This window comes from Variovorax nivicola, from assembly GCF_051216475.1.
Lineage (GTDB): Bacteria > Pseudomonadota > Gammaproteobacteria > Burkholderiales > Burkholderiaceae_C > Variovorax.
In genome coordinates this window covers 191216-215429 of record NZ_JBPJZK010000010.1, presented here as the reverse complement: position 1 = coordinate 215429, position 24214 = coordinate 191216, and the positions used below count along the sequence as shown (strand labels likewise).

The window sequence follows — 24214 nt, the reverse complement described above, 5'->3', positions numbered from 1 at the left end:
TAAAGTTCGCACTTGCCTCGCCCCGGCGTGTCTGACGCGTCGATTCCAGCAGCCTGCCCTTTTCCCATCGACTTCGTGTCAGCCCCCAAAAATCTCTCAGCCGGCCTCATCGTCGGCGCCATCGGCGTCGTCTATGGCGACATCGGCACCAGCGTGCTGTATGCCGTCAAGGAAGTGTTCGGCCACGGCCACGTGCCGTTCACTGTCGAGAACGTCTACGGCATCCTCTCGATGTTCTTCTGGACGCTCACCGTCATCGTCTCCATCAAGTACGTCGTGCTCGTGCTGCGGGCCGACAACGAAGGAGAGGGCGGCTTGGTTGCCATGCTGGCGCTGGCCTCCCGCGCGGTGGCCGACAAGCCCAGGCTGCGCCACCTGCTGCTGGTGGTCGGCATCTTCGGCACTTCGCTCTTCTATGGCGACGGGGTCATCACCCCGGCCATCTCGGTGCTCTCGGCAGTCGAGGGCCTGGAGGTGGTGTCGCCGCACTTCACGCATTACGTGATTCCGCTCACGCTGGTCGTGCTGTTCTGCCTCTTCGTGGTGCAGAAGCGCGGCACGGCGGGCATCGGCAAGTTCTTCGGGCCGGTCACGCTGGTGTGGTTCCTTGTGATTGCCGTGCTTGGCGTGTCGCAGATCCTGCACCACCCCGAGATCCTGAAGGCGCTGAACCCGTTCTATGCGCTGAAGTTCATGTGGGACAACCCGGGCACCAGCTTCATCCTGCTGGGCGCCACCGTGCTGTGCGTGACCGGCGCCGAGGCGCTGTACGCCGACCTGGGCCACTTCGGCAAGAGCCCGATCCGCATTGCGTGGTTCTCGGTCGTGATGCCGGCGCTGACGCTCAACTACTTCGGCCAGGGCGCACTGCTGCTGGAGAACCCCGAGGCGGTGAAGAACCCGTTCTTCATGATGGCGCCCGAATGGGCGCTCATTCCGCTGGTGCTGCTGGCCACGGCGGCCACGGTGATCGCGTCGCAGGCCCTCATCACGGGCGCCTTCAGCGTCACGCGCCAAGTCATCCAGCTGGGCTACCTGCCGCGCCTGAACATCGAGCACACCAGCGTGCGCACCGCGGGGCAGATCTACATTCCGCTGGTCAACTGGGGCCTGTTCGTGGCCATCGTGCTGGCGGTGGTCATGTTCCGCTCGTCGAGCAGCCTGGCCGCGGCCTACGGCATTGCCGTGACCACCGACATGCTGATCACCACGGTGCTGACCTTCTTCGTGATCCGCTACGCGTGGAAGCTGCCGCTGGCGCTGTGCATCGCATCGACGGCAGTCTTCTTCGTGGTCGACTTCCTGTTCTTCGCGTCGAACCTGCTCAAGCTGTTCGAAGGTGGCTGGTTCCCGCTGCTGATTGGCGGCTTCGTCTTCACGCTGATGATGACCTGGAAGGAAGGCCGCCGCCTGATGGGCGAGGCGCAGCACGCCGACGCGATCGACCTGAAGTCCTTTCTCGACTCGGTGTTCGTGAGCCCGCCGGCGCGCGTCGACGGCACGGCGGTGTTTCTCACGGCCGAGCCGGGCACTGTGCCGAATGCGTTGCTGCACAACCTGAAGCACAACAAGGTGCTGCACGAGCAGAACATGTTCGTCACCGTGCGCAACCACGAGGTGCCGTGGATTCCGATGGACAAGCGCATCGAGATCGAGGCGCTGGGCCACCACTGCTGGCAGATCATCGTGCACTACGGCTTCAAGAACGACATCGACCTGCCGCGCGCGCTCGACAACGCGCGCATGCGCGGTTGCCAGCTGGAGCCGATGACGACCAGCTACTTCCTGTCGCGCGACGTCGTGATCCCGACGCTCGGCAGCGGCATGGCACCGTGGCGCGAGAAGCTGTTCGCGCAGATGCACCACAACGCGAGCGGGGCGGCGGCGTTCCTGGGGCTGCCGAACAACGCGGTGGTGGAACTGGGGTCGAAGATCGAGATTTGAGGCTTGGGCAGGGCGCCTCAGTCGAATTCCCCCGGCCGCTCCCTCGCGAGCTGTTCCACGTGCGAGGCGATCGCGCCCGGCGTGGTTAACCAGATGTCGCCCCGGTCGCGCGCATGCGCCAGGTGCGCGAGCGCGGTGCGCAGGTGCCGCAGCCGGTAGGGCTGGCCCACGATGTACGGATGCAGCGCCAGGCCCATCACCAGCGGCTGCGTGCGTGACTGTTCGAGCATCTCCTCGAAGTTGTCGATCACCATCGCGCCGAAGTCCTTCGCGTCCATCAGGCGGCCGACGATCATCGGGATGTCGTTGAGCTCCTGCGGATACGGCACCGACCACAGCGAGCCGCCGCCGCGCGTGCGCATGCGCAGCGGCTGGTCGTCGTGGCACCAGTTGAGCGTGTAGCTGTAGCCGGTCTCGGCCAGCAGGTCGGGCGTGACGGCGCTCTCCGAGATCCATGGCGAGAGCCAGCCGGTGGGCGCCTGACCGCTCTCGCGCACCATGCGTTCGCGGCAGCGCTGCAGCAGCGCTCGCTCGTGCACTTCGTCGAGCGCGCCCTGGCGTTCGGCGTTGCTGTGGCCGTGGCCGATCAGCTCGTCGCCGCGCGCCACCAGCGCCTGGACCAACTCGGGGCAGTGGTCGTACAGCGCGGTGTTGACGAGCGCGCCGGTGGGCAGCGCGAGCGCATCGAACAGCTCGAGGCAGCGCCACGCGCCGACGCGGTTGCCGTATTCGCGCCAGCCGTGGTTGAGCACGTCGGGCTGCGGCGAGGCCGGGCCGATGCATGCGCCCAGCCCGTCGCCGAAGGCGAAGTGCTCGACGTTGAAGCCGATGTACACCGCCAGCCGCGCGCCGTTCGGCCACACGTAGTCGGGCCGCCGCGTGATGGGCCGGTAGTCGAAGCGGTCGTGCGTAGGGAGCCGGTCGGGCCAGCGCGTCGTCATGCTCGCGGCCTCGTCACAGCACCGCGAGGCCGGCGCGTATCAGCAGCCATTCGGCGCTGTCGTTCCACACGTCCATCTGCACGATCAGGCCATGGCGCACCACGTAGCGGTCGACATAGCGATTGCCCTCGAAGGCCGTGCCGTCGGGCCATGCACCGTAGAGCGTGCCGAGGCTGTAGACCACCGTTTCCTCGGGCGTGCCGCCGGTCACCGTCTCGGTGCGCTCGATCTTCTTCTTCACCCAGGCATAGCGCTTGGCATTGAAGGCCGAGGTGTCGCCGGGCGCCTGCATCGGGCGGTTGCCGGTGAAGCGGATGCGGATGTCGGGCGCGGTGAAGCGGGAGGCCGACTGCGGGTCGGGAATCATCACCAGGCGAAGGAACTCGTCAACCACGGCGGCGGGGTCGAGCGTGGGGGCGGTCTGCGAAACGGAGGCGGTCACGATGTTCTCCAGTCTTTGTGGGCCGTGGCGGTGCACGGCGGGATATCGCGACTGGGTTCGTGCAATTCCCGTGCCTGATTGTTGACATTGTGGAACTCAGATTGTTGACAATCTGGTGCTGCCGGCCTCCCGGCACAATCGCTCGAAAAGGCCCCGCCCGGCAAGGACATCGCCGCTTCCGGCAACATCGCGCCCGATACCCCAGTGCCCGCCGCTCCTGGCAACGCAAGAAAGAACGCCTGATGAAAAACATCCTCTTCGTCGCCGATCCGCTCGATCATTTCAAGATCTACAAGGACACGACCTTCTCGATGATGCGCGAGGCGCAGCGCCGCGGCCACCGCATCGCGGCCTGCCTGCCGCAGGACATTCAGTGGAAGTCGGGCGGCGTGGTCACGGCCACGGTGCAGCAGATCACGCTGACCGGCGACCCGAAAGATTGGTATAGCGTCGACATCACCGAGGCCAAGGCGCTGAAGGACTTCGACGCCGTGCTGATGCGCAAGGACCCGCCCTTCGACGCCGAGTACATCTACGCCACGCACCTGCTGGAGCAGGCCGAGCGCGAAGGCGCGCAGGTGGTGAACAAGCCGCGCGCGCTTCGCGACCACCCCGAGAAGCTCGCGATCATGGAGTTTCCGCAGTTCACCACGCCCACGCTGGTAACGCGCAGCTCGCAGGCCGTGCGCGACTTCCACGCCGAGCACGGCGACATCATCCTGAAGCCGCTCGACGGCATGGGCGGCATGGGCATCTTCCGCGTGCGGCAGGACGCGCTGAACCTCGGCTCCATCGTCGAGACGCTCAACAAGGATGGCGCCGAGACGATCATGGTGCAGCGCTTCGTGCCCGAGATCGTGCAGGGCGACAAGCGCATCCTGATCATTGCGGGCGAGCCGGCGCCCTTCGTGCTGGCGCGCATTCCGCAGGGCACCGAGGTGCGCGGCAACCTGGCGGCCGGCGGCAAGGGCGTGGCGCAGCCGCTGACCGCGCGCAACCGCGAGATCGCGGAGACTGTGGGCCGTGCGCTCGCGCCGCGCGGGCTGCTGCTGATCGGGCTCGACGTGATCGGCGATTCGGTGACCGAGATCAACGTGACCAGCCCGACCTGCTTCCAGGAAATCACCGAGCAGACCGGCTTCGACGTGCCGGCGATGTTCATCGATGCGCTGGAAGAGACCCTGCGCAAGCAGGGCCGCTGACGCAGCGGTCGATCAGAAGTCGATGGTGCCGCTCACCGCGAGGGTGCGCGGTGCGCCGAGCACCAGGTAGTTGCTGCCCTGCGTGCCGCCCACCGAGGCCCAGTACGACTTGTTGAACAGGTTGTCGATGCGCGCGCGCAGCGTGAGCGCACGGCCGTTGCCGAGGTCGACCAGGTAGCGCGCGCCGATGTCGAAGCGCGTCCACGACGGCACCGACTGCGTGTTGGTGGCGTTGGCGTACTGCTTCGAGGTGTACAGCACGCGGGCGTTCAGCGACAGGTTGCGCACGCCGGGCACGTCCCATTCGGCGCCGAGGTTGGCCTGCTGCTTGGCCACGCCGATGGCGGTGAGGCCGTCGGTCGCGCCGCCTTGCGTGTTCTTCTGCTTGGCATCGAGCAGCGTCAGGCCGCCGAGCAGGCGCAGGCCCTTGGTGGGCTGGCCGAACACCGAGAACTCGAGGCCCTGGTTGCGCTGCTTGCCGTACAGGCCGTAGGTCTGGCCCGAGTAGTAGTACGTCGGCTGGTCGGTGGTGAAGAACGCGGCGCTGGCACCGAGCGTGCCGCCGTCGTACTTGACGCCGATTTCCTTCTGCTTGGCCTGGTACGGCGCGAAGATTTCGCCGGCATTGGTGACGGGGCGGTTGTTCACGGTGGTGCCCGCGACGTTGCCCTTGACGAGGCCTTCGATGTAGTTGGCGTAGGCCGAGACGGTCGGCGTGATCTTGAATACGACACCGGCCACCGGCGTGGTCTTGCTCTTGTCGTAGGTGCTCGTCTGCCTGAGCGTGGTGTAGGCGAAGCTGGTCTGCTCGATGGTCTGGCGGCGCGCGCCGAGCGTGACGAGCAGGCGGTCGTCCATGAACGACATGGTGTCGGCGATGGCAATGCTCGATGTGTCGATCTTGTCGGTCAGCCGCGGGTTGTCCAACGTGTTGGCCGTGACGCTGTTCGCAAACGGATAGGGTGATGCGTATGGTGCGTAGATATTGTTGCGCAGGGGCGCGAGGGCTGACGAGGTGGTGTAAGCGTTGTCGCGATCGTTGCTGTACTTGGCCGCCGAGACCACAAGGGTGTGCTTTACGGAGTCGGTGGTGAACTTGCCGCGCACGCCCAGTTCGGCCGTGCCGATGCGGTCCTTGCGGGTGTTGCTGAAGCGCGTGTTGCTGGTGTTGCCAAACGCGTCGATGAGTGTCGGGTTCGACAGCACGTTGTCTTCGTTGCTGCGACGCACGCCGCCAGCAGCCCAGGCGGTGATGTTGTCGGTGATGTCGACTTCGCCGCGGAAGGTGGCGAATTTGTCTTTTTCCTTCGCGTAGGTCCAGGGCTGGGCAAAGTTGGTGCGGGCGTCGGGCGCGCGGGGAATCGGCAGCGTCGACGAGGGCGTCAGGCTCGGGCGGCCGTCCTTCAGGTCGTAGTCCTGGTAGCCGAAGTCGGCCGACAGACGCACATTGCGGTTGTGCCAGTCGAGGCCCACGCCGAAGGCGCTGAGCTGCTGGCTTTCGTTCTTCACGCCGGTGCCGCCTTCGCGGCGCACGGCATTCACGCGAATGCCCAGGCTGTCGTCGGGGCCGAAGCGGCGTGCCAGGTCGAGGTTGACGAAGCCCTGGCCGCCAGTCTGCACGCCGAAGCCGACGCGGGTGAGCGGCTCGTTGGGTGCGCGCTTGGGCAGCAGGTTGATCGCGCCGCCGATGCCGCTGCCGCCGGGCGCGGCGCCGTTCAGGAAGGTGTTGGCACCGCGGAACACTTCCACGCGCTCGAAGAATTCAGAAGCGATGTACTGGCGCGGCAGCATGCCGTAGAGGCCGTTGTACGAGACGTCGTCCGAGTAGACGGGAAAGCCGCGCACGACGTACAGCTCCTGGAAATTGCCGAAGCCACGCGCCTGGCGCACCGACGGATCGTTCAGCAGCACGTCGGCCACGCTCTTGGCCTGCTGGTCCTGGATCAGCTCGTTGGTGTAGTTGGTGCTGGAGAAAGGCGTGCTCATCATGTCCTGGTTGCCCAGGATGCCGACCCGTCCGCCGCGCGCCACCTGGCCGCCCGCATAGGGCTTGGTCAGGCCTTCGGCCGATGCATCGGCGCTGGCTTCCACGGTCACCGTGGAGAGCGTGCCGCTGGCCGCTGCCGCAGCCGGCTCGGCAGTGGTGGTTTGGGCCATGGCAGCCACAGTATTGAGCGCGAGCAGCGACGCGACCACGGTCGGCCGGAGGAAGAAGCGGGGAGCGGGCATGGACGATCCAGATAAGATGCAAATGAGAACGGTTATTGTTCACTCAATTGCATTCATCCGTTGATACTTTCTTGCAATGTTGCAAAAAAGTGTCGGTCGAAAGGCCTCACATCTGCGTCAGAACCCGGATCGCTGCCCGTCCACAAACACATGCAGCTCGCCCGGCGCGAAGGGCGTCCACGTCTCGTTGGTGGTCAGCGGCGCGGTGACGACCACGGCCACGCGGTCGTTGGGCGTGGTGTGTTGCGCGAAGTCGATTTCCACGTCTTCGTCCGACAGCTGCGCGGTCACGAAGGGGTGGCGGCGCTCCACGTACCAGAGGTTGGTCGAGGCATGCGCCCACAGCGCCTGCCCGTTGGACAGCATGAAGTTGAAGGTGCCGTGGCCCGCGAGCTGCGGCGCCAGTTCGCGCAACGTGAGCGTCAGCTCCTCGATGCTCGGCACGCCCGCATGCGACTTGGCCAGCTCCTGCATGATCCAGCAGAAGGCGTGTTCGCTGTCGGTGTTGCCCACCGGATGAAAGTTGCCATGCAGGCGCGGACGGAATTCCTTCAAATCGCCGTTGTGCGCAAACACCCAGTAGCGCCCCCACAGTTCGCGCACGAACGGGTGGCAGTTCTGCAGGTTGACCTCGCCCTGCGTCGCCTTGCGGATGTGCGCAATGACGTTGCGGCTCTGGATGGGATAGCGCCGGATCAGCTCCGCCACCGGCGATTCGCTCGCCGGCTGGTGGTCGACGAAGTGGCGCAGCCCGCGGTCCTCGAAGAACGCGATGCCCCAGCCGTCGGCATGGTGGTCGGTGCGGCCGCCGCGTTGCGCGAACCCCGTGAAGCTGAAGGTCACGTCGGTCGGCGTGTTGCAGTTCATCCCTAGCAATTGGCACATGGCTGCAATTAGACCGCGATTCCCCGCCCGCTTTGCCCGCCGCGCCGCTTACTCGACCGTCAAACTGCCGCTAGCGGATGAATTTGCCTTCCTTCGTGACGCGGACCATCTCGATGAAGCGCGAACCCGTGTTGCTGGCTCCGGTGAAATCGATCTCCATGCCGCCGACGCGCAGCTTCATCGCCTTCAGCGTGGCATGCAGCTTGGCGCGCGTCAGTTCGCGGCCGGTGCGGCGCAGGCCCTCGAGCATCACGAGTGCATTCACATAGCCCTCATAGGCCAGGTAACCCATGTCCACCTTGGCGCGTTCAGCCAGCTGGCGGAACTCGCGTGCGGTGGTGTCGACTTCGCTCCACGGGTACGGCACGATCTGCGAAATGGCCAGCCCGCTGGTCTTGTCGCCCACCAGCTTGGCCGTGACGTCGCCCGGCACGATCGACATGCCGTAGTACATCTGGCGTCCGCCCGCGGCCCAGGCCGCCTTCATCACTTCGCCGCCGATGCCGCCACCCAGGTACATGACCACGGCCTGCGCCTTGCTGTCGGCCAGCGTCTTGCCGGCCGCCTCGTTGGTCGTGCCGTCGCCCTTGACCGCCACCGCGGCCTCCGGCTTCAGCTTCAGCGTGTCCAGCGCGGCTTCGACCAGCTTGGCGACTTCCGCGCCGCCCGGGTTGTCGAGGTAGGCCACTGCGATGCGCGAGACGCCGATGGTCGTCAGGTGCTGCACCAGTGCCTGGGCTTCGCGCGCGAAGGTGGCGCGCACGAAGTAGCCGGCGGCGCCGACCTTCTCGCGGGCCGAGTCTGACACCGCATAGCCGCCCACCGTTGGCGCGCCGCTCTGGTTCAGCACCTTGGCCCCTGCGGCCGTGGTCGCCGAGCCTACACAGCCGAAGAAGGCGAAGACGCGATGCTCCGCCAGCAGCTTTTCGTAGTTGGCAACGGCCTTCTCGGGCTTCAGTTCGTCGTCGAGCGAAACCAGCCTGATCTTGCGGCCCGACAGCCCGCCCTGCGCATTGACCGCATCGAAGGCCAGCCCGGCCCCGGCCATCACGACCTTGACCGGCACGCCGAGCGGGCCGCTCAGGATGCCGGTGTGGCCGAGGACGATTTCACCGTCGGTGACGCCGTTCTCGGCGGCATGGGCGGACGAAAGATGGCCAAACCCGGCCACGGCCGCAGCCGAGGCGGCAATGAAATTTCTGCGCTGCATGGGACCATTTCGCTATTGATACAACTGATAACAATTGAATGCGAAACTGTCACTCTCCACCGCCGGGGTTTACCCCGTGTTGCGCGTCGGCCCTTTCGGCTCCATAGGCCCTTGGCGCAACTGCCAGGCCGCACAAACCGCCAGCGCGCAGAGCCCGGCCAGCATTGCGAACACTTCGTCGAACGCCGCCAGCCGCGCCGGGCTGCTCATCGGATTGGCCAGCGAATCGCCGTGCGCCGCCAGCCGCCACTCGAGCACGATGGCGCACAGGCTCACGCCGGCCGCGCCGCCCAGCATGCGCACGAAGTTGATGGCGCTCGCGCCCTGCGGGATCAGCGGCTTGGCCAGCGGCCGCATCGAGCCCAGGTTGAGCGAGGGCAGGATGAAGCCCAGCCCGATGCGCCCGATGATCGCGAAGGCCACCAGCAGCCACAGCGCGCTGTCGAGCCGCAGCAGCATCATCAGCGCGAACGAGGCCGCCAGCAGCACGAGCCCGATCGTCACCAGCACCCAGGTCGGATGCTTGTCGGCCAGCCGGCCCACGCCGGCGATGGTCAGTGCCAGCACGATGCCCGCCGGCAGCAGGATGGTGCCCACGTGCGATGCGGAAAGGTGCAGCCCCACCTGCATGTACACCGGCAGCAGATACGTGGAGCCGAACAGCGCCGTACCGTAGATGAAGGCGACCACGCTGCCCATCGCGAACTGCCGGTACTGGAACAGCGCCAGGTTCATCAGCGGCGTGCCGCCCGAGGCCGCGAGCCGCCGCTGCCACCACACGAACACACCGAACGCCACCAGCGCGCCCACCAGCAGCAGGCCCGCCTGCAGCGGCGAATCGCCGCGCAGCGCGACCAGCCCGTTCAGCAGGCACAGCGTGCCGACCGTGCCCAGCGCCAGCCCGCGCGCGTCGAGCCCGCTGCCGCGCACCGCGGCCACGCCGCCGGGCGCGGTCTTGGGCACGAACTTGTAGGCCAGCCAGAGCGAGGCCAGGCAGAACGGCACCACCATGAAGAAGATCGAGCGCCAGCCGAACAGGTCGACCAGCACCCCGCCGATGCTCGGCCCGATGGCCGGCGCCAGCACCACGCCCATGCCGAAGATGCCGCTCGCGCGCCCCTGCTCGTGCGGCTCGAAGGCCCGCAGGATGATGATGGCCGGGATGGGCTGCACAACCCCGGCGGCCAGCCCTTCGGCCACCCGCGCGAACAGCACCAGCGAGAAGTTGTTGGCCACGCCGCCCACGATGCCGCCCACCAGCAGCAACAGCATCGTGCCCACGTACGTGCGCCGGTAGCCGTAGCGCGACAGCAGCCACGGCGTGGTGAGCATCGACACCGTCATCGCCACCATGAAGCCCGAGCTCACCCACTGCGCGCGCTCCTGGCCGAGCGAGAAGTGATGGCTCATGCCCGGGATCGCAACGTTGACGATGGTCGACGACATGATCGACGCCATCGTCCCCACCATCACCGACAGCAGCAGGTACCAGCGGTAGCGTTCGCCATAGCGCTCGCGCAGCGAGCCGATGGAAGGCGGGGCCGGCGCAATCGCGGCTTCGGGAGTCTGTGGGGAGGTCATGGGGCGGCGGAATGTCTCGGGGTCCGTCGTCCTACAAGCATATCGGTCTTTGCACGGCCGGGACTGTGCGGGGCGGCCGCACAATGCATCCGCTGTCCCCTCCGCGTCAAGAAGATCAAGACAAGAACATGGACTCTTCACCCGACGAACAAGCCAATGCCCAGCCGGTCTTCAACGAGCCCGAAGGCGCGCCCACACTCGCGGCCGAACTGGCCGCGCCGACCGTCAGCCGCGCCTACCGCTGCCAGTGCGGCCGCCCCGTCTTCCTGCGCAACAGCGAATGCCTGGCCTGTCATACCCCGCTGGGCTACGTGATCGACCGGCTTGGCGTCATGCCGCTGGCACCCGCAGTGGGCGAGGGCGCTCAGCCCGACACCTTCACCGTGTTCGGCGACCAGCACGGCAACACCTACCGCCGCTGCGCGAACCTCATGACACCCGCCGCCTGCAGCTGGATGGTGCCCGCCGCGCGCGACGGCAAACAGCTGCCCGTCGACACCCAAGGCCTTGCGCCGGGCTACTGCCTGGCCTGCAGCGTCACGCGCACCATTCCCGATCTCTCGGTGGAGAGCAACGGCGGCTTCTGGCGCAAGCTCGAAACCGCCAAGCGCCGGCTCATCTCGCAGTTGCTTGCGCTCGGCCTGCCCGTGGTGAGCCGCCATGCCGACCCGGTGCACGGGCTGGCCTTCGACTTTCTCAGCAACATGCCGGGCGGTCCGCACGTGATGACGGGCCACGAGCACGGCGTGATCACCCTCAACGCAGAAGAAGCCGAAGACGCCGTGCGCGAACGCATCCGCGCCGAGATGCGCGAGCCCTACCGCACGCTGCTCGGCCACTTCCGCCACGAGATCGGCCACTACTACTGGGACCTGCTGGTGCTGCCCACGCCGTGGATCGACGACTTCCGCGCGCTCTTCGGCGACGAGCGCGCCGACTACGCCGCCGCGCTGCAGACGCACTACGAGCAGGGCCCGCCACCCGACTGGGCCGACCGCTTCGTGAGCAGCTACGCAAGCACGCACCCGTGGGAAGACTGGGCCGAGACCTGGGCTCACTACCTGCACATGGCCGACACCGCAGACACAGCCATGAGCTTCGGCGTCGACGCGACCACCGTCGAACTCACGAGCGACCTGTTCACCCCCGACGACCTGTGGCAGCCTGAAGATCCCGATGCCGGCAAGTTCCTCGATTTCATCAACGGCTGGGTGCTACTCACCAACGTGCTCAACGAGTTGTCGCGCAGCATGGGGCAGCCCGACTACTACCCCTTCGTGCTGCCGCGCGTGGCGGTGGGCAAGCTGCAGTTCATTCACCGCGTGATCACGCAGCAGCGGCCGGGCGATGCGCCGACGATGGTGGTGGCTGGCGATGTGGCTGACTCTGCACCCGAGCAGATGCAATCACAGGCGCAGTCGCAATCTCAGTCGCAGAACCCCGGTCAGCCCTGAGGCGGCGGCGCGCCCGTCGCGCAGCGCATGCAGATGCACGCCAGCCCGCGCATGTCTTCCGGCAGGTTCGTGAGCGGCGCCCTGCTGAAGTCGACCTGCATGCACCAGCAGGGCGGCTGCGTTTGCCCCGTTTCTCGTTCGATTTCCATCGCGCAGCGGTTCGGCTCGCCGCACAGCGGACAGCGCGTGGCGTCGATCAGGCCAGGGACTGCCGCCAGAGTGGTCATGCGATTTCGAAGGCCGGCAGCTTCTTCGGCACGGCCACGTTCTGCAGCGTCACGTACACCGGCAGCCCGCCGCTGTAGGCCGGGTAGTCCTCGCCCTCGATCAGCGGCAGCAGATAGCGACGGCACTTCTCGGTAATGCCGTAGCCGTCGTCCGAAATGAAATCGCGCGGCATTGGCTTCTCGACGTTGGCGACGGACTCGAGCGGCGCGCTGCCGAGGCGATAGGCATACGGCACGTCAGAGGTTCGTTCGATGGTCGGCATCACCGCGTTGCGGCCTTCGAGCGCGAGCTCCACCGCGCGCTGGCCCAGTTCGTAGGCCTGCTTCACGTCGGTGGCAGAGGCGATGTGGCGCGCCGCGCGCTGCAGGTAGTCGGCCACCGCCCAATGGAACTTATGGCCCAGCGCTTCCTTGACCATCTGCGCCACCACCGGCGCCGCGCCGCCGAGCTGCGCATGGCCGAAGGCGTCGCGCGTGCCCTGCTCCGCGAGGAATGTGCCGTCGGGGTGATGGCAGCCTTCGGACACCACCACCGAGCAGTAGCCGTGCTGCTTCACCAGTTCATCGACACGCGCGATGAAGCGCGCCTTGTCGAACTCGACCTCCGGGAACAGCACCACCACCGGAATGCCCTGGTCCGCAGCCAGGCCGCCCGCCGCGGCGATCCAGCCTGCGTGACGGCCCATTACTTCGAGCACGAACACCTTGGTCGAAGTGGCGGCCATCGAGCGCACGTCGAACGAAGCCTCGATGGTCGACACCGCCACGTACTTCGCGACCGAGCCGAAGCCCGGGCAGCAATCGGTCAGCGGCAGGTCGTTGTCGATGGTCTTGGGCACGTGGATGGCCTGCAGCGCATAGCCCATCGACTGCGACAGCTGGCTCACCTTGAAGCAGGTGTCGGCCGAGTCGCCGCCGCCGTTGTAGAAGAAGTAGCCGATGCCGTGCGCCTTGAACACCTCGATCAGCCGCTCGTACTCGCGCCGGTTCTTCTCCAGCGACTTGAGCTTGTAGCGGCACGAACCGAAGGCGCCCGAAGGCGTGGTGCGCAGCGCGGCGATTGCCTCTGCCGATTCGGCGCCGGTGTCGATCAGCTCCTCGGTCAGCGCGCCGATGATGCCGTTGCGCCCGGCGTAGAGCTTGCCGATGCAGTCCGGGTGTCGGCGTACCGTCTCGATCACGCCGCAGGCCGATGCGTTGATGACCGAGGTGACGCCGCCCGACTGGGCGTAGAAGGCGTTGAGGATGGGCATGCGCGGCATTGTCCCGCAGCCCCCTGGCAGGCGCCAGTGTCAGCGTGTCAGGATGTCAGCGGCTCTCGAAGACCGGTGGCCGCTTCTGCAGGAAGGCGCTCACGCCTTCGCGGAAGCTGGGGCGGTCGATCAGCTCGCGTTGGCGCTCGCTCTCGTAGTGCAGCTGTTCCTTCAGCGTGTGGTGCTCGGAGGCCTCGAAGGCTTCGCGCGCTTCGAGCACGGCATGCGCCGGCAGGCGGGCGAGGCGCCGCGCGATGCTCTTGGCTTCTTCCATCAGCTGCTCGTCGTCCACGCAGGCCCAGATCAGGCCCCATTGCACCGCGCGCCCCGCGCCCACGCGCTCGTCGAGCAGGGCCATGCCCATCGCGCGCGCCCGGCCGGCGCGGCGCGGAATGACCCAGGTGCAACCCAGGTCGGGCACTATGCCGAGCTTCGGCAGGAAGGGCAGGTAGAAGTAGGCGCTGCGTGCGGCGATGGTCACGTCGGCAGCCAGTGCCAGGCCCACTCCGGCACCGGCTGCCGGGCCATTGACTGCGGCAACTACTGGCACCGGCAAGCTGCGCAGCGTTTCGATCAGCGGGTTGCTGAGCTCCTGCATCCACTCGGCGGTCTGCGTGCCGAGCGACTTGTCTTTTTCGCCCGGCGCCATCGCGCTCAGGTCGGCGCCCACGCAGAAGGCCTTGCCGGCGCCCGTGAGGATCACGGCGCACACCGAGCGGTCGTCGCGGATGCGCTCCAGTGCGTCGCGCAACTCGACCTGCAGGCCGTGCGCGATCGGGTTGAGCTTGGCGGGCAGGTTCAGCGTCAGCGTCGCGATGCCGTCGGCCAGTTCATGGAGGATGAAGGGTTGTGTCGGTGCGTCGGTGCTCATGGGCATCGATGGTTCGGCGCCCATGGAGCCCGGTCAAGCCGGGGACAACCCGTGGGGCAGAAGTCGCCAAGGCGACCATGCGCGCGAACTCGCGGGCAACGGCATCGCGGCCGGCCGTGCGTCCGACACCGTGATGCACGACGACTCCAGCGCCGACACCAGCACGCGCCTGTGGTCGGTGCTCTCGAAGCGATCGCCGGGCTCCAGCACGATGTCGCGCGTATCGCGGTCGAGCGTGACCCACACCGAGCCGCTGCGGCATTCGATGCCCACGCCCGCGCCGTCGGGCACGGTGAAGACGGAACGTTTCGGCAGATTGACGTGGAAGCGGGAGGTGTTGGAAGAAGAGGTGCTCATGGCAAGCTCCATTGCATTCGTGATACGAATGAATATAGTGAGCCGACCTCCCCTTTGCACACGGTCATTCGGAACTCGTTGCATGCACCCAGAGAATGTGAAAGCCCCCGGCGCCATGAGTGGCGAGCTGCCGCCGCTCGAACTTCTGCGCAGTTTCGAGGCGGCCGCGCGCCGGCTGAGCTTCACGCTGGCGGCTGGCGAACTGCACCTGACGCAATCAGCAGTGAGCCGGCAGATCCAGCAGCTCGAAGCCAATCTGGGCGTTCTGCTGTTCGAGCGCCGCCACCGCGCGCTGGCGCTCACCGAGGCCGGCGGCGTGCTGCAGCGGGCCGTTACCGACAGCCTGGAGCGGCTGCGCGACGCCACGGCGCGGGTGCGAGCGAGCTCTGCGCCGCGCCAGGTGGCGATCACCACCACGCCGGGCTTCGCGTCGATCTGGCTCATTCCGAAACTGGCGCGCTTCACCGGCAGCCATCCGCAGGTCGACGTGCGCGTGTCGGCCACGCTCGATGTGCTCGACCTGGAAAGCAGCCGCATCGATCTGGCGGTGCGCTTCGTGCCCATTGGCCGCGGCATCGGACCGGCGCTGTTCGAGGAGTCGGTGATCCCGTTGTGTTCGCCGCAACTCGCCGCGTCGCTGTGCCAGCTGTCGGATTTCTCCAAGCTCACGCTGCTGACCGTGGAATACCCCGACCACAGCGAAGCCCCGACCGCTGACTGGGAACCCTGGCTCAAGGTGATGGGGCTGGAAGACCTGCGCATGAAGAGCACGCTGCGCTTCACGCAGTACGCCGACGCTGTGGCCGCCGCAGTGGCGGGGCAGGGCGTGGTGATCGGCCGGTTGCCGCTGTTGAGCGAACTGGTGCGCGACGGCCGGCTCGTGGCGCCGCTCGGCGAGGGCGCCGCGTCGCACCGCGGCTATTTCATCGAGATGTCCAGGCGCGCCGCGGGCAACCGCGACGCGCAGGACTTCGCGCAGTGGCTGCGCGACGAAGCCGAGGCCGCGCAGCGAAGCTGACTGACGATCAACCCGGCAGCAGCACCTTGTTGACGACGTGAATCACGCCGTTCGACTGGTAGACATTGGCGATGGTCACCATCGCCGTGCCGCCCTTGGCGTCGGTCACCATCACGTTGCTGCCGCTCATCGTCGCGGTCAGCGTGCCGCCGCTCGCGGTCTTCAGCGTGGCCTTGCCGCCGCCTGCGTTGATGGCGCTCATGAGCGCCGGGCCGTCCATCCTGCCGGGCACCACGTGGTAGGTCAGCACCTTGGTCAGCGTGGGCTTGTTCTCTGGCTTGAGCAGCGTGTCGACCGTGCCGGCCGGCAGCGCGGCAAAGGCCGCGTTGGTCGGTGCGAACACGGTGAACGGGCCGGGGCTCTTCAGCGTGCCGACAAGGTCCGCGGCCTTCACGGCAGCGACCAGCGTCGTGTGGTCCTTCGAATTCACGGCGTTGTCGACGATGTCCTTCGTCGGGTACATCGCGGCACCGCCGACCATCGGGTTCGTCGACGACATGGCGCCGCTGCTGCCGCCCATGCCGCCCGCGCAAGCGCCGAGCAGGACCGAGACGCCGACTGCAATCATGAGTTTTTTCATTGAAGGCTCCTGGAAAGAATGGTTCTTGAAGTTCTCTGCGGAAACCGCCAGCAGCTCGGAGGCGCGATGCGCTTGAGTCGAATACGGCGCGGCCGCGCAACTGGATTCACGCGGCGTCATCGCGTCGGCTTTGCGCCACAACAGCGCATGCGGCGCTTGCACATCACGAGCGCGCTCGACAGAATCCGCCCTTCGTTTTTCAGCAACAGTTTCTTTTCACCGCGCCTGGCGACGACCAACCTCCCGGGCGACAAACCAATTCAATGAACCGTTTCCTGAACACCTGACCCGCACACCGACCGCCCCGGCCGGACGTGCATCCACGCATCCGCCGAGGCCCATCGACAAAGGCCCCGCGCAGCCATTCGCCGGGGCCTTTTTGTTTTTCGGAGTGTGTGCACATGAGTGCTCAACGAAAGGCCCGCGACGACGACAAGCGTCTGGGCCGGTTTTATTTTTCGGTGCCGACTGCGGCACCTCGCAATCCAGTGGTGGCCGCGATGGCGCGCGGTGAATCGAGCCAGGGCGCGGGACGCCATCTGCGCACGCACCGCGCCGAGCGGCGTGCGCAGAAGGTGGCGCTGCAGAAGGCTGCGCGCAGCATCGGGAGGACTGACGATGCGTGAAGACATGGACAAGGTCATCGTCGAGCGGCCGCGCCGCGGCGGCAGCTGGCAGGGCGATGGGCGCGCCTGGCGCAACAGCAAGGAGGCCGGGGCGCATCTGGGCATGAAGCGCGGCTACCACCATACGAAGCGACTCAACGAAAACCTCGCGCCGCTCAAGCGCTGGCTGCACAAGCAGGTGCACCGGCCGTGGGACAAGGTGTACGCCGAACTCTGCAGCGGCATCGATCGCCGCAGCACGGTGCAGGCACACATCTTCGAGCACATCGACGACTTCGTGGAGCGCAGGGCCGTGTTGCGCGATGGCGAGGTGTGGGTGAGTTCGTCCTGGTGGGCGCGCGGTGGTCGCGTGCCACTGAGAGAAGCCTCGCATGTGGAACTCTTCGTGCATCCGGCCACCGGCATCCTGCTGCCCAACCGGCGCCTACGAGAGGCAGGCGAGGCCCGAAGGGAAGCGCAGCGTGCCGCAAGGAACAGGCATGAGGCCGAAAGGCCATACGCGAACTTCCACGTGATCGACAGGGACACGCAATGGCATCGCGTCGACGGCTGCTGGTTCGAGGTCACCCTCGCGCCGCTGCCGCAGGTACGGCGGACGGTGCTCGAGGTGACGTACTATGACGTGCTGCGCCGCTGCCCGGTCACCCGCAGCGGTGGTTGCGAGCGGCCGGCTTTCGGTTCGGCCAACCACCGCGCGATGTATGGAAGGGATCACGTGTATGCCGCCGCCATGCGCAGGCTTAGCCAGCAGGAGGTGCGGGAGCGTTTCTGCAAGGCAGGCTGAGGCCTTGCGTTCCCGCTGTCGAGCCGGCGCCTGATCAGCGCGATGATGGAGGCTACATCGTTGCCCACGAAAGAAAGCACCATGAGCATCACCGCCTCCAACTGGTTCGTCTGGGCCGCCCTGTCGGCCGTCTTCGCCGCATTGACGGCCATCCTCGCCAAGCTAGGCCTTGCCGGCGTCGACTCCGACATGGCCACGCTGGTGCGCACCGTGGTGATCCTTGTCGTGCTCGCGGCCTTCGTGCGTGCCACGGGCAAGTGGACGAACCCGCTGGAACTGTCTCCGCGCACCTGGCTGTTCCTCGTGCTCTCGGGGCTCGCGACGGGCGCGTCGTGGGTCTGCTACTTCCGCGCGCTCAAGGTGGGCGACGCCTCACGCGTCGCGCCGGTGGACAAGCTCAGCGTCGTGCTGGTGGTGCTCTTCGCCGTGATGTTCCTCGGCGAGCGCCCTTCCGGCCGCGAATGGGCCGGCGTCGCGATGATCGCGGGCGGCGTGCTGATGCTCGCGATCAAGCGCTAGGCCGCACGGCCGCTGGCGCCCGCGGCAGCAGCAGGAACGCGAGCGTGCCCAGTGCCAGCATGCCCGCCACCGTGAGGAACACCGCGCGGTACGGCTCGACCTCATGCGCCACAGCCCACGATGCGGCCACGCCGGTCGTCCATTGCATCAGCGAGACGCCGAGGAACATGGCCATGTTCATCAGCGCCATCGCACGCCCCGTCATGGCCGCCGGGTAGGCGTTCTTGGTGTACGCGTACTGCAGCACGCTATAGCCGGAGAGCAGGCCGTAGATGATGGGCAGGCCGATGTCCACCATGCGCGAATGCGTGAGCGCCATCGCGCCGAACATCAGCGCACCGGCGAACGCGCAACCCATCATCCAGCGCGTGCGCCGCGCGCCGCCCGGGTCCATGCGGCCGAACAGCATCGGGCTGATCATGCCGGCGACGGTCATCACCAGTGCGACGTTGCCGCTGGACACCAGCGAGAGGCCGTGGCGGTCGTGCAGCACCGGGCCGAGCCACAGGCCACGCAGCGTGATGAAGGCCGCATACGACACGCAGGCGAAGCACACCAGCCCCAACGTATGGGGCATCGCGAACAGCGGCAGCAGTTCGCGCACGGCCTTGCGCAGCGACTGGCGCTCGGCCGGTTCGGGCTGCAGGCTCGCACGCACAGCGGGCTCGCGCACGCGCCAGAAAATGACCAGCCACGAGAGCACGGCGAACGCGGCCAGCACTGCGTAGCCGGCGCGCCAAGACGCAGCCTCGATCAGCAAGGCCAGCGGCGTGCCGGTGAACAGGATGCCCAGCCCGGCCATGCTCATCACCAGCCCCGACATCGCGGTGAAGCGCGAGGCATCGAAATGCCGCGCGATGAACACCGTGCAGGCCAGGAACGCAGGCGCGCAGCCGACGCCGATCAGCGCCTGCCCGAGCAGCAGTGCGTGAAAGTTCGGCGCTACCGCGCACAGCGCGGCGCCCGCGACGGCCAGGGGAAAGGCCGTCAGCACCGTGCGGCGTACGCCGAACATGTCGATCGACACGCCCATCGCGAGCTGCATGATCCCGAACATGAAGTGAAAGGTGCCCGCCCACATGCCGAGTTGCTGCGGCGTCAGGCCGAAGTAGCCGCTGAGCGGCGTGGCCATCATGGCGCCGACGGTGCGGAAGGCCTGGCTCAGGGCGAAGGCGGTGGCAAGGGCGACCAGCATCGCGGCGGTCGAGGTGGACCAGCGGGAAAAACGGGAAAGGCGTGAGCCGGGGCCGGGGTTGCCGGGGTGCTCCGCGGGCTTGGATGCCGCGTTCGGGTTCATGGGACGAGAGACCAGGAAGGATGGGGCGACCTGGATGCTAATTGATCGTCGAGCGCGCGTGGTCGCGGTGGCGACGCCTTGTGCGCATTCGACCGCGCACGACAGGTGCCCCCATAATTTCCGAACAACCCTTGAGAGCCTCGCATTGCCAACGCCCTCCACCTCTTCCAGTACCCGCACAGCAAAGCTGGAGCGCGCAAAGGCTGCACAGCCGCTTTTCAGCCGTGTGCGCGAGATCCTGGATGCCGCGCGTGCCGGCGTGGCACGTACGGTCAACACGACACAAGTCGCAGCCAACTGGTTGATCGGACGTGAGATCGTCGAGGAAGAGCAGCGAGGGCAGCGCCGGGCGGGCTATGGCGCCAAGCTGCTCGCCGATCTGTCGATGCGGCTGAACGCGGAGTTCGGTCGCGGCTATTCCGTGGACAACCTCGAAGCGTTCAGGCAGTTCTATCTGGACTATCCGCAACTGATTTCCGAGACGGCGTCTCGGAAATCGACCGCACCGCCGGCGTTACCTCTTCAGGCCAGTTCCGAGACACCGTCTCGGAAATCCAATGGCGACACGGACTGGCGCCCCGGATCGCTGCACCCGTCTCTTTCATGGAGTCACTACCGTCATCTCTTGCGTGTGACGCGGCCGCAAGCGCGTGCCTTCTACGAGATCGAAGCGATCCGAAGCGCGTGGTCTGTGCGTGAACTGCAGCGCCAGACGGCCAGCCTGCTGTACGACCGCCTGGCCAAGAGCAAGGACAAGAAGGGGCTGATGCGATTGGCAACACACGGCCAGGAGGTGATGCAGCCGCTCGATGCCTTGAAAGACCCGGTGGTCATCGAGTTCCTCGGCCTGCCGGAGTCACCGAGGCTGGTCGAGTCCAAACTGGAGCAGGCGCTCATCGACAACCTGCAAACCTTCCTGCTCGAGCTGGGCAAGGGCTTTGCATTTGTGTCGCGCCAAGAGCGCATCACCATCGATGGCGATCATTTCTACATCGACCTGGTCTTTTATCACGCGGTGCTCAAGTGCTATGTGCTCATCGATCTCAAGGTTGGCAAGCTGACCCATGGCGACCTCGGCCAGATCCAGTTCTACGTGAACTACTACGACCGCGAGCGCCGCACCGAAGGCGACAACCCGACGCTGGGTGTGATCCTCTGCCCGGACAAGAACGACGCCGTGGTGAAGTACACCTTGGGCGAGCAGCAGGAGCGCAATATCTTCGCCAGCCGCTACCAGTTGCACCTGCCAACCGAGCAAGAACTCGAGCGGGAGTTGCGCCGTGAAATCCGGCAGTTGTCCATGGCGACGCCACTCAAGACGGCCTCCAGGAAGAAGGCCAAGCCGGGCGCATGAAAAACGCGGCACCCGAAGGTGCCGTTCGTATGGCTTCGCGGCCTTGCCTGATCGAGCTGTCAGGCCTCGTCCTTCACCTTCAACCGCCACGCATGCAGCAGCGGCTCGGTATACCCGCTCGGCTGCTCGATGCCCTTGAACACCAGGTCCTGCGCCGCCTTGTAGGCCGACGAGGTCGTGAAGTTGCCGGCCATCGGCTGGTACAGCGCATCGCCCGCGTTCTGCTCGTCGACCACCTTGGCCATGCGCTGGAAGGTCTCGTCGACCTGCGCCTTGGTCACCACGCCGTGCAGCAGCCAGTTGGCGATGTGCTGGCTGGAGATGCGCAGCGTGGCGCGGTCTTCCATCAGGCCGACGTTGTGGATGTCGGGCACCTTCGAGCAGCCCACGCCCTGGTCGATCCAGCGCACCACGTAGCCGAGGATGCCCTGCACGTTGTTGTCGATTTCCTGCTGGCGCTCTTCGGCAGTCCACCTGGCGTCGGCAGCGATCGGCACCTGCAGCAGCGCGTTGAGGATGTTGTCGCGCTCGATCACTGGGTCAGATTGGGCGTCGATCTTTTCCAGCTCCTGCTGCACCGCGGTCACGCTGACCTGGTGGTAGTGCAGCGCATGCAGCGTGGCGGCGGTGGGCGAGGGCACCCAGGCGGTATTGGCACCGGCCTTGGGGTGGCCGATCTTCTGCTCGAGCATGGCGGCCATCAGGTCGGGCATGGCCCACATGCCCTTGCCGATCTGCGCCTTGCCGCGCAGGCCGCTCGACAGGCCGACCAGCACGTTGTTCTTTTCGTAGGCGCCGATCCACGCGCTGGACTTCATGTCGCCCTTGCGGATCATCGGGCCGCCCTGCATGGCGGTGTGCATCTCGTCGCCGGTGCGGTCGAGGAAGCCGGTGTTGATGAAGGCCACGCGCGCGGCGGCCTCGGCGATGCAGGCCTTCAGGTTCACGCTGGTGCGGCGCTCTTCGTCCATGATGCCGAGCTTCACGGTGTTGGCGGGCAGGCCGAGCAGTTGCTCGACGCGGCCGAACAGCTCGCTCGCGAAGGCCACTTCGGCCGGGCCGTGCATCTTCGGCTTGACGATGTAGATGCTGCCGGTGCGCGAGTTGCCCCTGCGCTTCAGGTCGATGGTGGCGATGGTGGTGGTCACCACGGCGTCGAGGATGCCTTCGGGAATCTCCTTGCTGCCTGCGTAGAGGATGGCCGGGTTGGTCATCAGGTGGCCCACATTGCGCAGGAACATGAGCGAGCGGCCATGCAGCTTCACGGGCTTGCCGTCGGCGCCGGTGTATTCGCGGTCGGGGTTCAGGCCGCGCGTGAAGGTCTTGCCGCCCTTGGCGACTTCTTCCGTCAGCGTGCCTTCGACGATGCCGAGCCAGTTCGAATACGCGACCACCTTGTCGGCCGCATCGACCACGGCCACCGAGTCTTCGAGGTCGAGGATGGTCGAGAGCGCGGCTTCGAGCACCAGGTCGCTCACGCCGGCCGCGTCGCTCTTGCCGATGGGTGTGCTGCGGTCGATGCGAATGTCGAGGTGAATGCCGTTGTGCTTGAGCAGCACCGACGACGGCGCGGCGGCATCGCCCTGGTAGCCGATGAACTGCGAGGCATCGGCCAGGCCGGTGCTGCTGCTTTGCAGCGCGACGACGAGCTTGCCGTCCTTCACGCTGTAGCCGGTGGCGTTCTTGTGCGAGCCGTTGGCCAGCGGCGCGGCCTGGTCGAGCACGTTGCGCGCGAACTCGATGACCTTGGCGCCGCGCACGGGGTTGTAGCCCTTGCCCTTTTCGGCCCCGCCGGTTTCGGGAATCGCGTCGGTGCCGTAGAGCGCGTCGTACAGCGAGCCCCAGCGCGCGTTGGCGGCATTGAGCGCATAGCGCGCGTTCAGGATCGGCACCACCAGCTGCGGGCCGGCCTGCAGTGCGAGTTCGGAGTCGACGTTGGCCGTGGTGGCCTTCGTGCCCTTGGGCTGTGGCAGCAGATAGCCGATCTTCTCGAGGAAGGAGCGGTAGGCCGGCATGTCGGCGATCGGGCCGGGGTTCTTCTTGTGCCAGGCGTCGAGCTCGCTCTGCAGGCGGTCGCGCTCGGCGAGCAGGGCGATGTTCTTCGGGGCGAGGTCGCTGACGATGGCGTCGAAGCCCTTCCAGAAGACATCGCTGGCCACGCCGCTGGCGGGCAGGACCTTGTCTTCGATGAAGCGGTGGAGCTCGGTCGCAACCTGGAGTCCGTGGGCGGTGGTGCGGGCGGTCATGGGGTTTCTCCTTGAGAAAAATGCAATCCTGGGACGAACTTTATTCGATACTTTGCTGGCCAGTAAGAGCCGGAAGCGGGATTTATCCGTGACAAAAATGAAGGTAATCGCTGGCAAGCGGCCTGGGGCCCAAAGGGTAGGCACTGATAAGAACACCGCAGGTGCGGGATATATTTAACTTCTTAAATAAATCCCGACCCGTTTCCATGATCCTCCTGGCCTCCAACGAAAACCCCCTCGGCATGCCCGAATCGGCCCGTCGCGCGGCCGCCGCCGCGCTCGAAGGCGCCGGCAACTACCCCGACAGCAACGGCACCGCGCTGAAGAACGCGCTGGCCGCCCGGCTCGACGTGCCGGCCGACTGGCTCACGCTGGGCAGCGGATCGAGCGAAATCCTCCATCTCGCGGCGCAGGTAAGCCTGAAGCCGGGCGAGGGCGTCGTCTATTCGCAGTACGGCTTCGTCGTCTACGTGCAGGCCACCGCGCAGGCCCATGCGCATGCAACTGTCGTGCCCTCGCGCGACTTCGGCCATGACCTGGGCGCCATGCGCGCTGCCATCGGCGACGACACGAAGCTGGTGTTCGTGGCCAACCCGAACAACCCGACCGGCACCTTCATCGATGCCGCGCCGCTGCTGGCCTTTCTGCAATCGGTGCCCGCGCACGTGACGGTGCTGCTCGACGAGGCCTACACCGAATACCTGTCGCCCGCGCAGCGCTACGACAGCATCGAGTGGGTGCGGCGCCTGCCCAACCTGATCGTGGCGCGCACCTTCTCCAAGGCCTTCGGTCTGGCCGGGCTGCGCATCGGCTACGGCGTGTCGCAGCCGGCGCTCACGGCGCGCATGAACGCGCACCGCCCGCGCTTCAACGTGACGACACCGGCGCAGGCCGCGGCGGTGGCGGCGCTGGGCGATGCGGATTTCCTCACGCGCACCTACGAGCTCAACACGGCCGGGCGCGAACAACTCGCAGCGGGCTTCAAGGAACTGGGCCTTGAGTGCATCTCTTCCTCGGGTAATTTCCTCATGGTGCAGGTCGGCGACGCGCAGGCCGTGCACGCGCGCTTGCTGGCGGCCGGCATCGAGGTTTCGCTGCTCGGCAACTACGGCCTGCCGCAGTGGCTGCGCATCAGCATCGGCCTGCCCGAGCAGAACCGCGCGGTGCTGGCCGCGCTGCGCTGAGCAGGGCGGC

General features: G+C 66.6%; 22 protein-coding genes. 9 read left to right on the top strand and 13 right to left on the bottom strand.

The features are described 5' to 3' along the window. The first annotated feature begins 75 nt into the window (after nucleotides 1-75). The gene (locus ACSFBF_RS30590) at nucleotides 76-1944 is read left to right on the top strand and encodes a potassium transporter Kup (protein WP_435473594.1); all 1869 of its coding nucleotides are present in this window, start codon (nucleotides 76-78) and stop codon (nucleotides 1942-1944) included. Nucleotides 1945-1961: 17 nt separating this feature from the next. Here ACSFBF_RS30590 and ACSFBF_RS30585 read toward each other — a convergent pair whose 3' ends face one another. Further along, nucleotides 1962-2885, bottom strand: a complete 924-nt coding sequence (locus ACSFBF_RS30585; RefSeq protein WP_435473592.1) for a polysaccharide deacetylase family protein — start codon at nucleotides 2883-2885, stop codon at nucleotides 1962-1964. Nucleotides 2886-2898: 13 nt separating this feature from the next. Continuing rightward, the gene (locus tag ACSFBF_RS30580) at nucleotides 2899-3327 is read right to left on the bottom strand and encodes a nuclear transport factor 2 family protein (RefSeq protein WP_435473590.1); all 429 of its coding nucleotides are present in this window, start codon (nucleotides 3325-3327) and stop codon (nucleotides 2899-2901) included. Nucleotides 3328-3569: 242 nt separating this feature from the next. On the opposite strand from ACSFBF_RS30580, the gene gshB reads away from it, so the two are divergent. Further along, nucleotides 3570-4529: a glutathione synthase gene (gshB, locus tag ACSFBF_RS30575; RefSeq protein ID WP_093076974.1), complete on the top strand. Its 960-nt coding sequence runs from the start codon at nucleotides 3570-3572 to the stop codon at nucleotides 4527-4529. Nucleotides 4530-4541: 12 nt separating this feature from the next. Here the strand turns inward: gshB and ACSFBF_RS30570 are convergent, their stop codons facing one another. From ACSFBF_RS30570 to ACSFBF_RS30555, 4 genes are all read right to left on the bottom strand, one after another. Beyond that, nucleotides 4542-6758 carry a TonB-dependent receptor gene (locus tag ACSFBF_RS30570; RefSeq protein ID WP_435473588.1) on the bottom strand — a complete coding sequence of 739 codons (2217 nt, stop codon included), beginning with the start codon at nucleotides 6756-6758 and terminating at the stop codon, nucleotides 4542-4544. 117 nt (nucleotides 6759-6875) lie between these two features. Then, nucleotides 6876-7643 (bottom strand): class II glutamine amidotransferase, encoded by a 768-nt coding sequence (locus ACSFBF_RS30565; protein WP_435473586.1) that lies wholly within the window; start codon nucleotides 7641-7643, stop codon nucleotides 6876-6878. A gap of 70 nt (nucleotides 7644-7713) precedes the next feature. Beyond that, complete coding sequence (locus ACSFBF_RS30560) at nucleotides 7714-8853, bottom strand: ABC transporter substrate-binding protein (RefSeq protein WP_435473584.1); 1140 nt, start codon at nucleotides 8851-8853, stop codon at nucleotides 7714-7716. Between the two features lie 69 nt (nucleotides 8854-8922). Next, complete coding sequence (locus tag ACSFBF_RS30555) at nucleotides 8923-10434, bottom strand: DHA2 family efflux MFS transporter permease subunit (RefSeq protein ID WP_435473582.1); 1512 nt, start codon at nucleotides 10432-10434, stop codon at nucleotides 8923-8925. A 128-nt stretch (nucleotides 10435-10562) separates the two neighbouring features. On the opposite strand from ACSFBF_RS30555, the gene ACSFBF_RS30550 reads away from it, so the two are divergent. Continuing rightward, on the top strand, nucleotides 10563-11888 hold the full coding sequence (locus ACSFBF_RS30550; protein ID WP_435473580.1) for a zinc-binding metallopeptidase family protein: 1326 nt from the start codon (nucleotides 10563-10565) through the stop codon (nucleotides 11886-11888). Here the strand turns inward: ACSFBF_RS30550 and ACSFBF_RS30545 are convergent. Genes ACSFBF_RS30545 through ACSFBF_RS30530 form a run of 4 tightly spaced genes read right to left on the bottom strand, consistent with a single transcriptional unit; the run spans nucleotide 11879 to nucleotide 14596 of the window. After that, on the bottom strand, nucleotides 11879-12115 hold the full coding sequence (locus ACSFBF_RS30545) for a cysteine-rich CWC family protein (protein ID WP_435473578.1): 237 nt from the start codon (nucleotides 12113-12115) through the stop codon (nucleotides 11879-11881). The genes ACSFBF_RS30550 and ACSFBF_RS30545 overlap by 10 nt on opposite strands. After that, nucleotides 12112-13368 (bottom strand): 6-phosphofructokinase, encoded by a 1257-nt coding sequence (locus ACSFBF_RS30540; RefSeq protein WP_435473576.1) that lies wholly within the window; start codon nucleotides 13366-13368, stop codon nucleotides 12112-12114. Before ACSFBF_RS30540 ends, ACSFBF_RS30545 begins: the two co-directional genes overlap by 4 nt. Before the next feature lie 55 nt (nucleotides 13369-13423). Further along, nucleotides 13424-14239 (bottom strand): enoyl-CoA hydratase-related protein, encoded by an 816-nt coding sequence (locus ACSFBF_RS30535; RefSeq protein ID WP_435473574.1) that lies wholly within the window; start codon nucleotides 14237-14239, stop codon nucleotides 13424-13426. 33 nt (nucleotides 14240-14272) lie between these two features. Next, on the bottom strand, nucleotides 14273-14596 hold the full coding sequence (locus ACSFBF_RS30530; protein WP_435473572.1) for a DUF2917 domain-containing protein: 324 nt from the start codon (nucleotides 14594-14596) through the stop codon (nucleotides 14273-14275). Between the two features lie 82 nt (nucleotides 14597-14678). Here ACSFBF_RS30530 and ACSFBF_RS30525 point away from each other — a divergent pair, with 82 nt between their 5' ends. Continuing rightward, nucleotides 14679-15614 carry a LysR substrate-binding domain-containing protein gene (locus tag ACSFBF_RS30525; RefSeq protein WP_435473570.1) on the top strand — a complete coding sequence of 312 codons (936 nt, stop codon included), beginning with the start codon at nucleotides 14679-14681 and terminating at the stop codon, nucleotides 15612-15614. Nucleotides 15615-15621: 7 nt separating this feature from the next. Here ACSFBF_RS30525 and ACSFBF_RS30520 read toward each other — a convergent pair whose 3' ends face one another. After that, entirely contained in the window at nucleotides 15622-16194 is a 573-nt protein-coding gene (locus tag ACSFBF_RS30520; protein ID WP_435473568.1) for a fasciclin domain-containing protein, read from the bottom strand. 401 nt (nucleotides 16195-16595) lie between these two features. Between ACSFBF_RS30520 and ACSFBF_RS30515 the strand changes: the two genes are divergently transcribed. The 3 genes from ACSFBF_RS30515 to ACSFBF_RS30505 all read left to right on the top strand — a co-directional run bounded on the left by ACSFBF_RS30515 (nucleotide 16596) and on the right by ACSFBF_RS30505 (nucleotide 18123). Beyond that, nucleotides 16596-16820 (top strand): hypothetical protein, encoded by a 225-nt coding sequence (locus ACSFBF_RS30515; RefSeq protein WP_435473566.1) that lies wholly within the window; start codon nucleotides 16596-16598, stop codon nucleotides 16818-16820. Then, nucleotides 16813-17604 (top strand): hypothetical protein, encoded by a 792-nt coding sequence (locus ACSFBF_RS30510; protein WP_435473564.1) that lies wholly within the window; start codon nucleotides 16813-16815, stop codon nucleotides 17602-17604. The genes ACSFBF_RS30515 and ACSFBF_RS30510 overlap by 8 nt, the downstream gene beginning before the upstream one ends. Nucleotides 17605-17685: 81 nt before the next feature. Further along, nucleotides 17686-18123, top strand: coding sequence for an EamA family transporter (locus ACSFBF_RS30505; protein ID WP_435473562.1), 438 nt, complete (start codon nucleotides 17686-17688; stop codon nucleotides 18121-18123). Here the strand turns inward: ACSFBF_RS30505 and ACSFBF_RS30500 are convergent. Next, on the bottom strand, nucleotides 18113-19420 hold the full coding sequence (locus tag ACSFBF_RS30500) for an MFS transporter (RefSeq protein ID WP_435473560.1): 1308 nt from the start codon (nucleotides 19418-19420) through the stop codon (nucleotides 18113-18115). The genes ACSFBF_RS30505 and ACSFBF_RS30500 overlap by 11 nt on opposite strands. Before the next feature lie 145 nt (nucleotides 19421-19565). Here ACSFBF_RS30500 and ACSFBF_RS30495 point away from each other — a divergent pair, with 145 nt between their 5' ends. After that, nucleotides 19566-20774 (top strand): PDDEXK nuclease domain-containing protein, encoded by a 1209-nt coding sequence (locus tag ACSFBF_RS30495; protein ID WP_435473558.1) that lies wholly within the window; start codon nucleotides 19566-19568, stop codon nucleotides 20772-20774. A gap of 59 nt (nucleotides 20775-20833) precedes the next feature. On the opposite strand, the gene ACSFBF_RS30490 is transcribed toward ACSFBF_RS30495, so the two are convergent. Next, on the bottom strand, nucleotides 20834-23020 hold the full coding sequence (locus tag ACSFBF_RS30490) for a malate synthase G (RefSeq protein WP_435473557.1): 2187 nt from the start codon (nucleotides 23018-23020) through the stop codon (nucleotides 20834-20836). Nucleotides 23021-23226: 206 nt separating this feature from the next. Here ACSFBF_RS30490 and hisC point away from each other — a divergent pair, with 206 nt between their 5' ends. Beyond that, nucleotides 23227-24204, top strand: coding sequence for a histidinol-phosphate transaminase (hisC, locus tag ACSFBF_RS30485; RefSeq protein ID WP_435473555.1), 978 nt, complete (start codon nucleotides 23227-23229; stop codon nucleotides 24202-24204). Nucleotides 24205-24214: the final 10 nt, after the last annotated feature.

What these genes read in the sequence shown, in the direction of transcription:
- hisC (WP_435473555.1), top strand. Translation starts at nt 23,227, where the DNA reads ATGATCCTCCTGGCCTCCAACGAAAACCCCCTCGGCATGCCCGAATCG.
- ACSFBF_RS30565 (WP_435473586.1), bottom strand. Translation starts at nt 7,643, where the DNA reads ATGTGCCAATTGCTAGGGATGAACTGCAACACGCCGACCGACGTGACC.
- gshB (WP_093076974.1), top strand. Translation starts at nt 3,570, where the DNA reads ATGAAAAACATCCTCTTCGTCGCCGATCCGCTCGATCATTTCAAGATC.
- ACSFBF_RS30555 (WP_435473582.1), bottom strand. Translation starts at nt 10,434, where the DNA reads ATGACCTCCCCACAGACTCCCGAAGCCGCGATTGCGCCGGCCCCGCCT.
- ACSFBF_RS30505 (WP_435473562.1), top strand. Translation starts at nt 17,686, where the DNA reads ATGAGCATCACCGCCTCCAACTGGTTCGTCTGGGCCGCCCTGTCGGCC.
- ACSFBF_RS30585 (WP_435473592.1), bottom strand. Translation starts at nt 2,885, where the DNA reads ATGACGACGCGCTGGCCCGACCGGCTCCCTACGCACGACCGCTTCGAC.
- ACSFBF_RS30490 (WP_435473557.1), bottom strand. Translation starts at nt 23,020, where the DNA reads ATGACCGCCCGCACCACCGCCCACGGACTCCAGGTTGCGACCGAGCTC.
- ACSFBF_RS30525 (WP_435473570.1), top strand. Translation starts at nt 14,679, where the DNA reads ATGCACCCAGAGAATGTGAAAGCCCCCGGCGCCATGAGTGGCGAGCTG.
- ACSFBF_RS30545 (WP_435473578.1), bottom strand. Translation starts at nt 12,115, where the DNA reads ATGACCACTCTGGCGGCAGTCCCTGGCCTGATCGACGCCACGCGCTGT.
- ACSFBF_RS30520 (WP_435473568.1), bottom strand. Translation starts at nt 16,194, where the DNA reads ATGAAAAAACTCATGATTGCAGTCGGCGTCTCGGTCCTGCTCGGCGCT.
- ACSFBF_RS30510 (WP_435473564.1), top strand. Translation starts at nt 16,813, where the DNA reads ATGCGTGAAGACATGGACAAGGTCATCGTCGAGCGGCCGCGCCGCGGC.
- ACSFBF_RS30560 (WP_435473584.1), bottom strand. Translation starts at nt 8,853, where the DNA reads ATGCAGCGCAGAAATTTCATTGCCGCCTCGGCTGCGGCCGTGGCCGGG.
- ACSFBF_RS30530 (WP_435473572.1), bottom strand. Translation starts at nt 14,596, where the DNA reads ATGAGCACCTCTTCTTCCAACACCTCCCGCTTCCACGTCAATCTGCCG.
- ACSFBF_RS30570 (WP_435473588.1), bottom strand. Translation starts at nt 6,758, where the DNA reads ATGCCCGCTCCCCGCTTCTTCCTCCGGCCGACCGTGGTCGCGTCGCTG.
- ACSFBF_RS30535 (WP_435473574.1), bottom strand. Translation starts at nt 14,239, where the DNA reads ATGAGCACCGACGCACCGACACAACCCTTCATCCTCCATGAACTGGCC.
- ACSFBF_RS30500 (WP_435473560.1), bottom strand. Translation starts at nt 19,420, where the DNA reads ATGAACCCGAACGCGGCATCCAAGCCCGCGGAGCACCCCGGCAACCCC.
- ACSFBF_RS30540 (WP_435473576.1), bottom strand. Translation starts at nt 13,368, where the DNA reads ATGCCCATCCTCAACGCCTTCTACGCCCAGTCGGGCGGCGTCACCTCG.
- ACSFBF_RS30515 (WP_435473566.1), top strand. Translation starts at nt 16,596, where the DNA reads ATGAGTGCTCAACGAAAGGCCCGCGACGACGACAAGCGTCTGGGCCGG.
- ACSFBF_RS30550 (WP_435473580.1), top strand. Translation starts at nt 10,563, where the DNA reads ATGGACTCTTCACCCGACGAACAAGCCAATGCCCAGCCGGTCTTCAAC.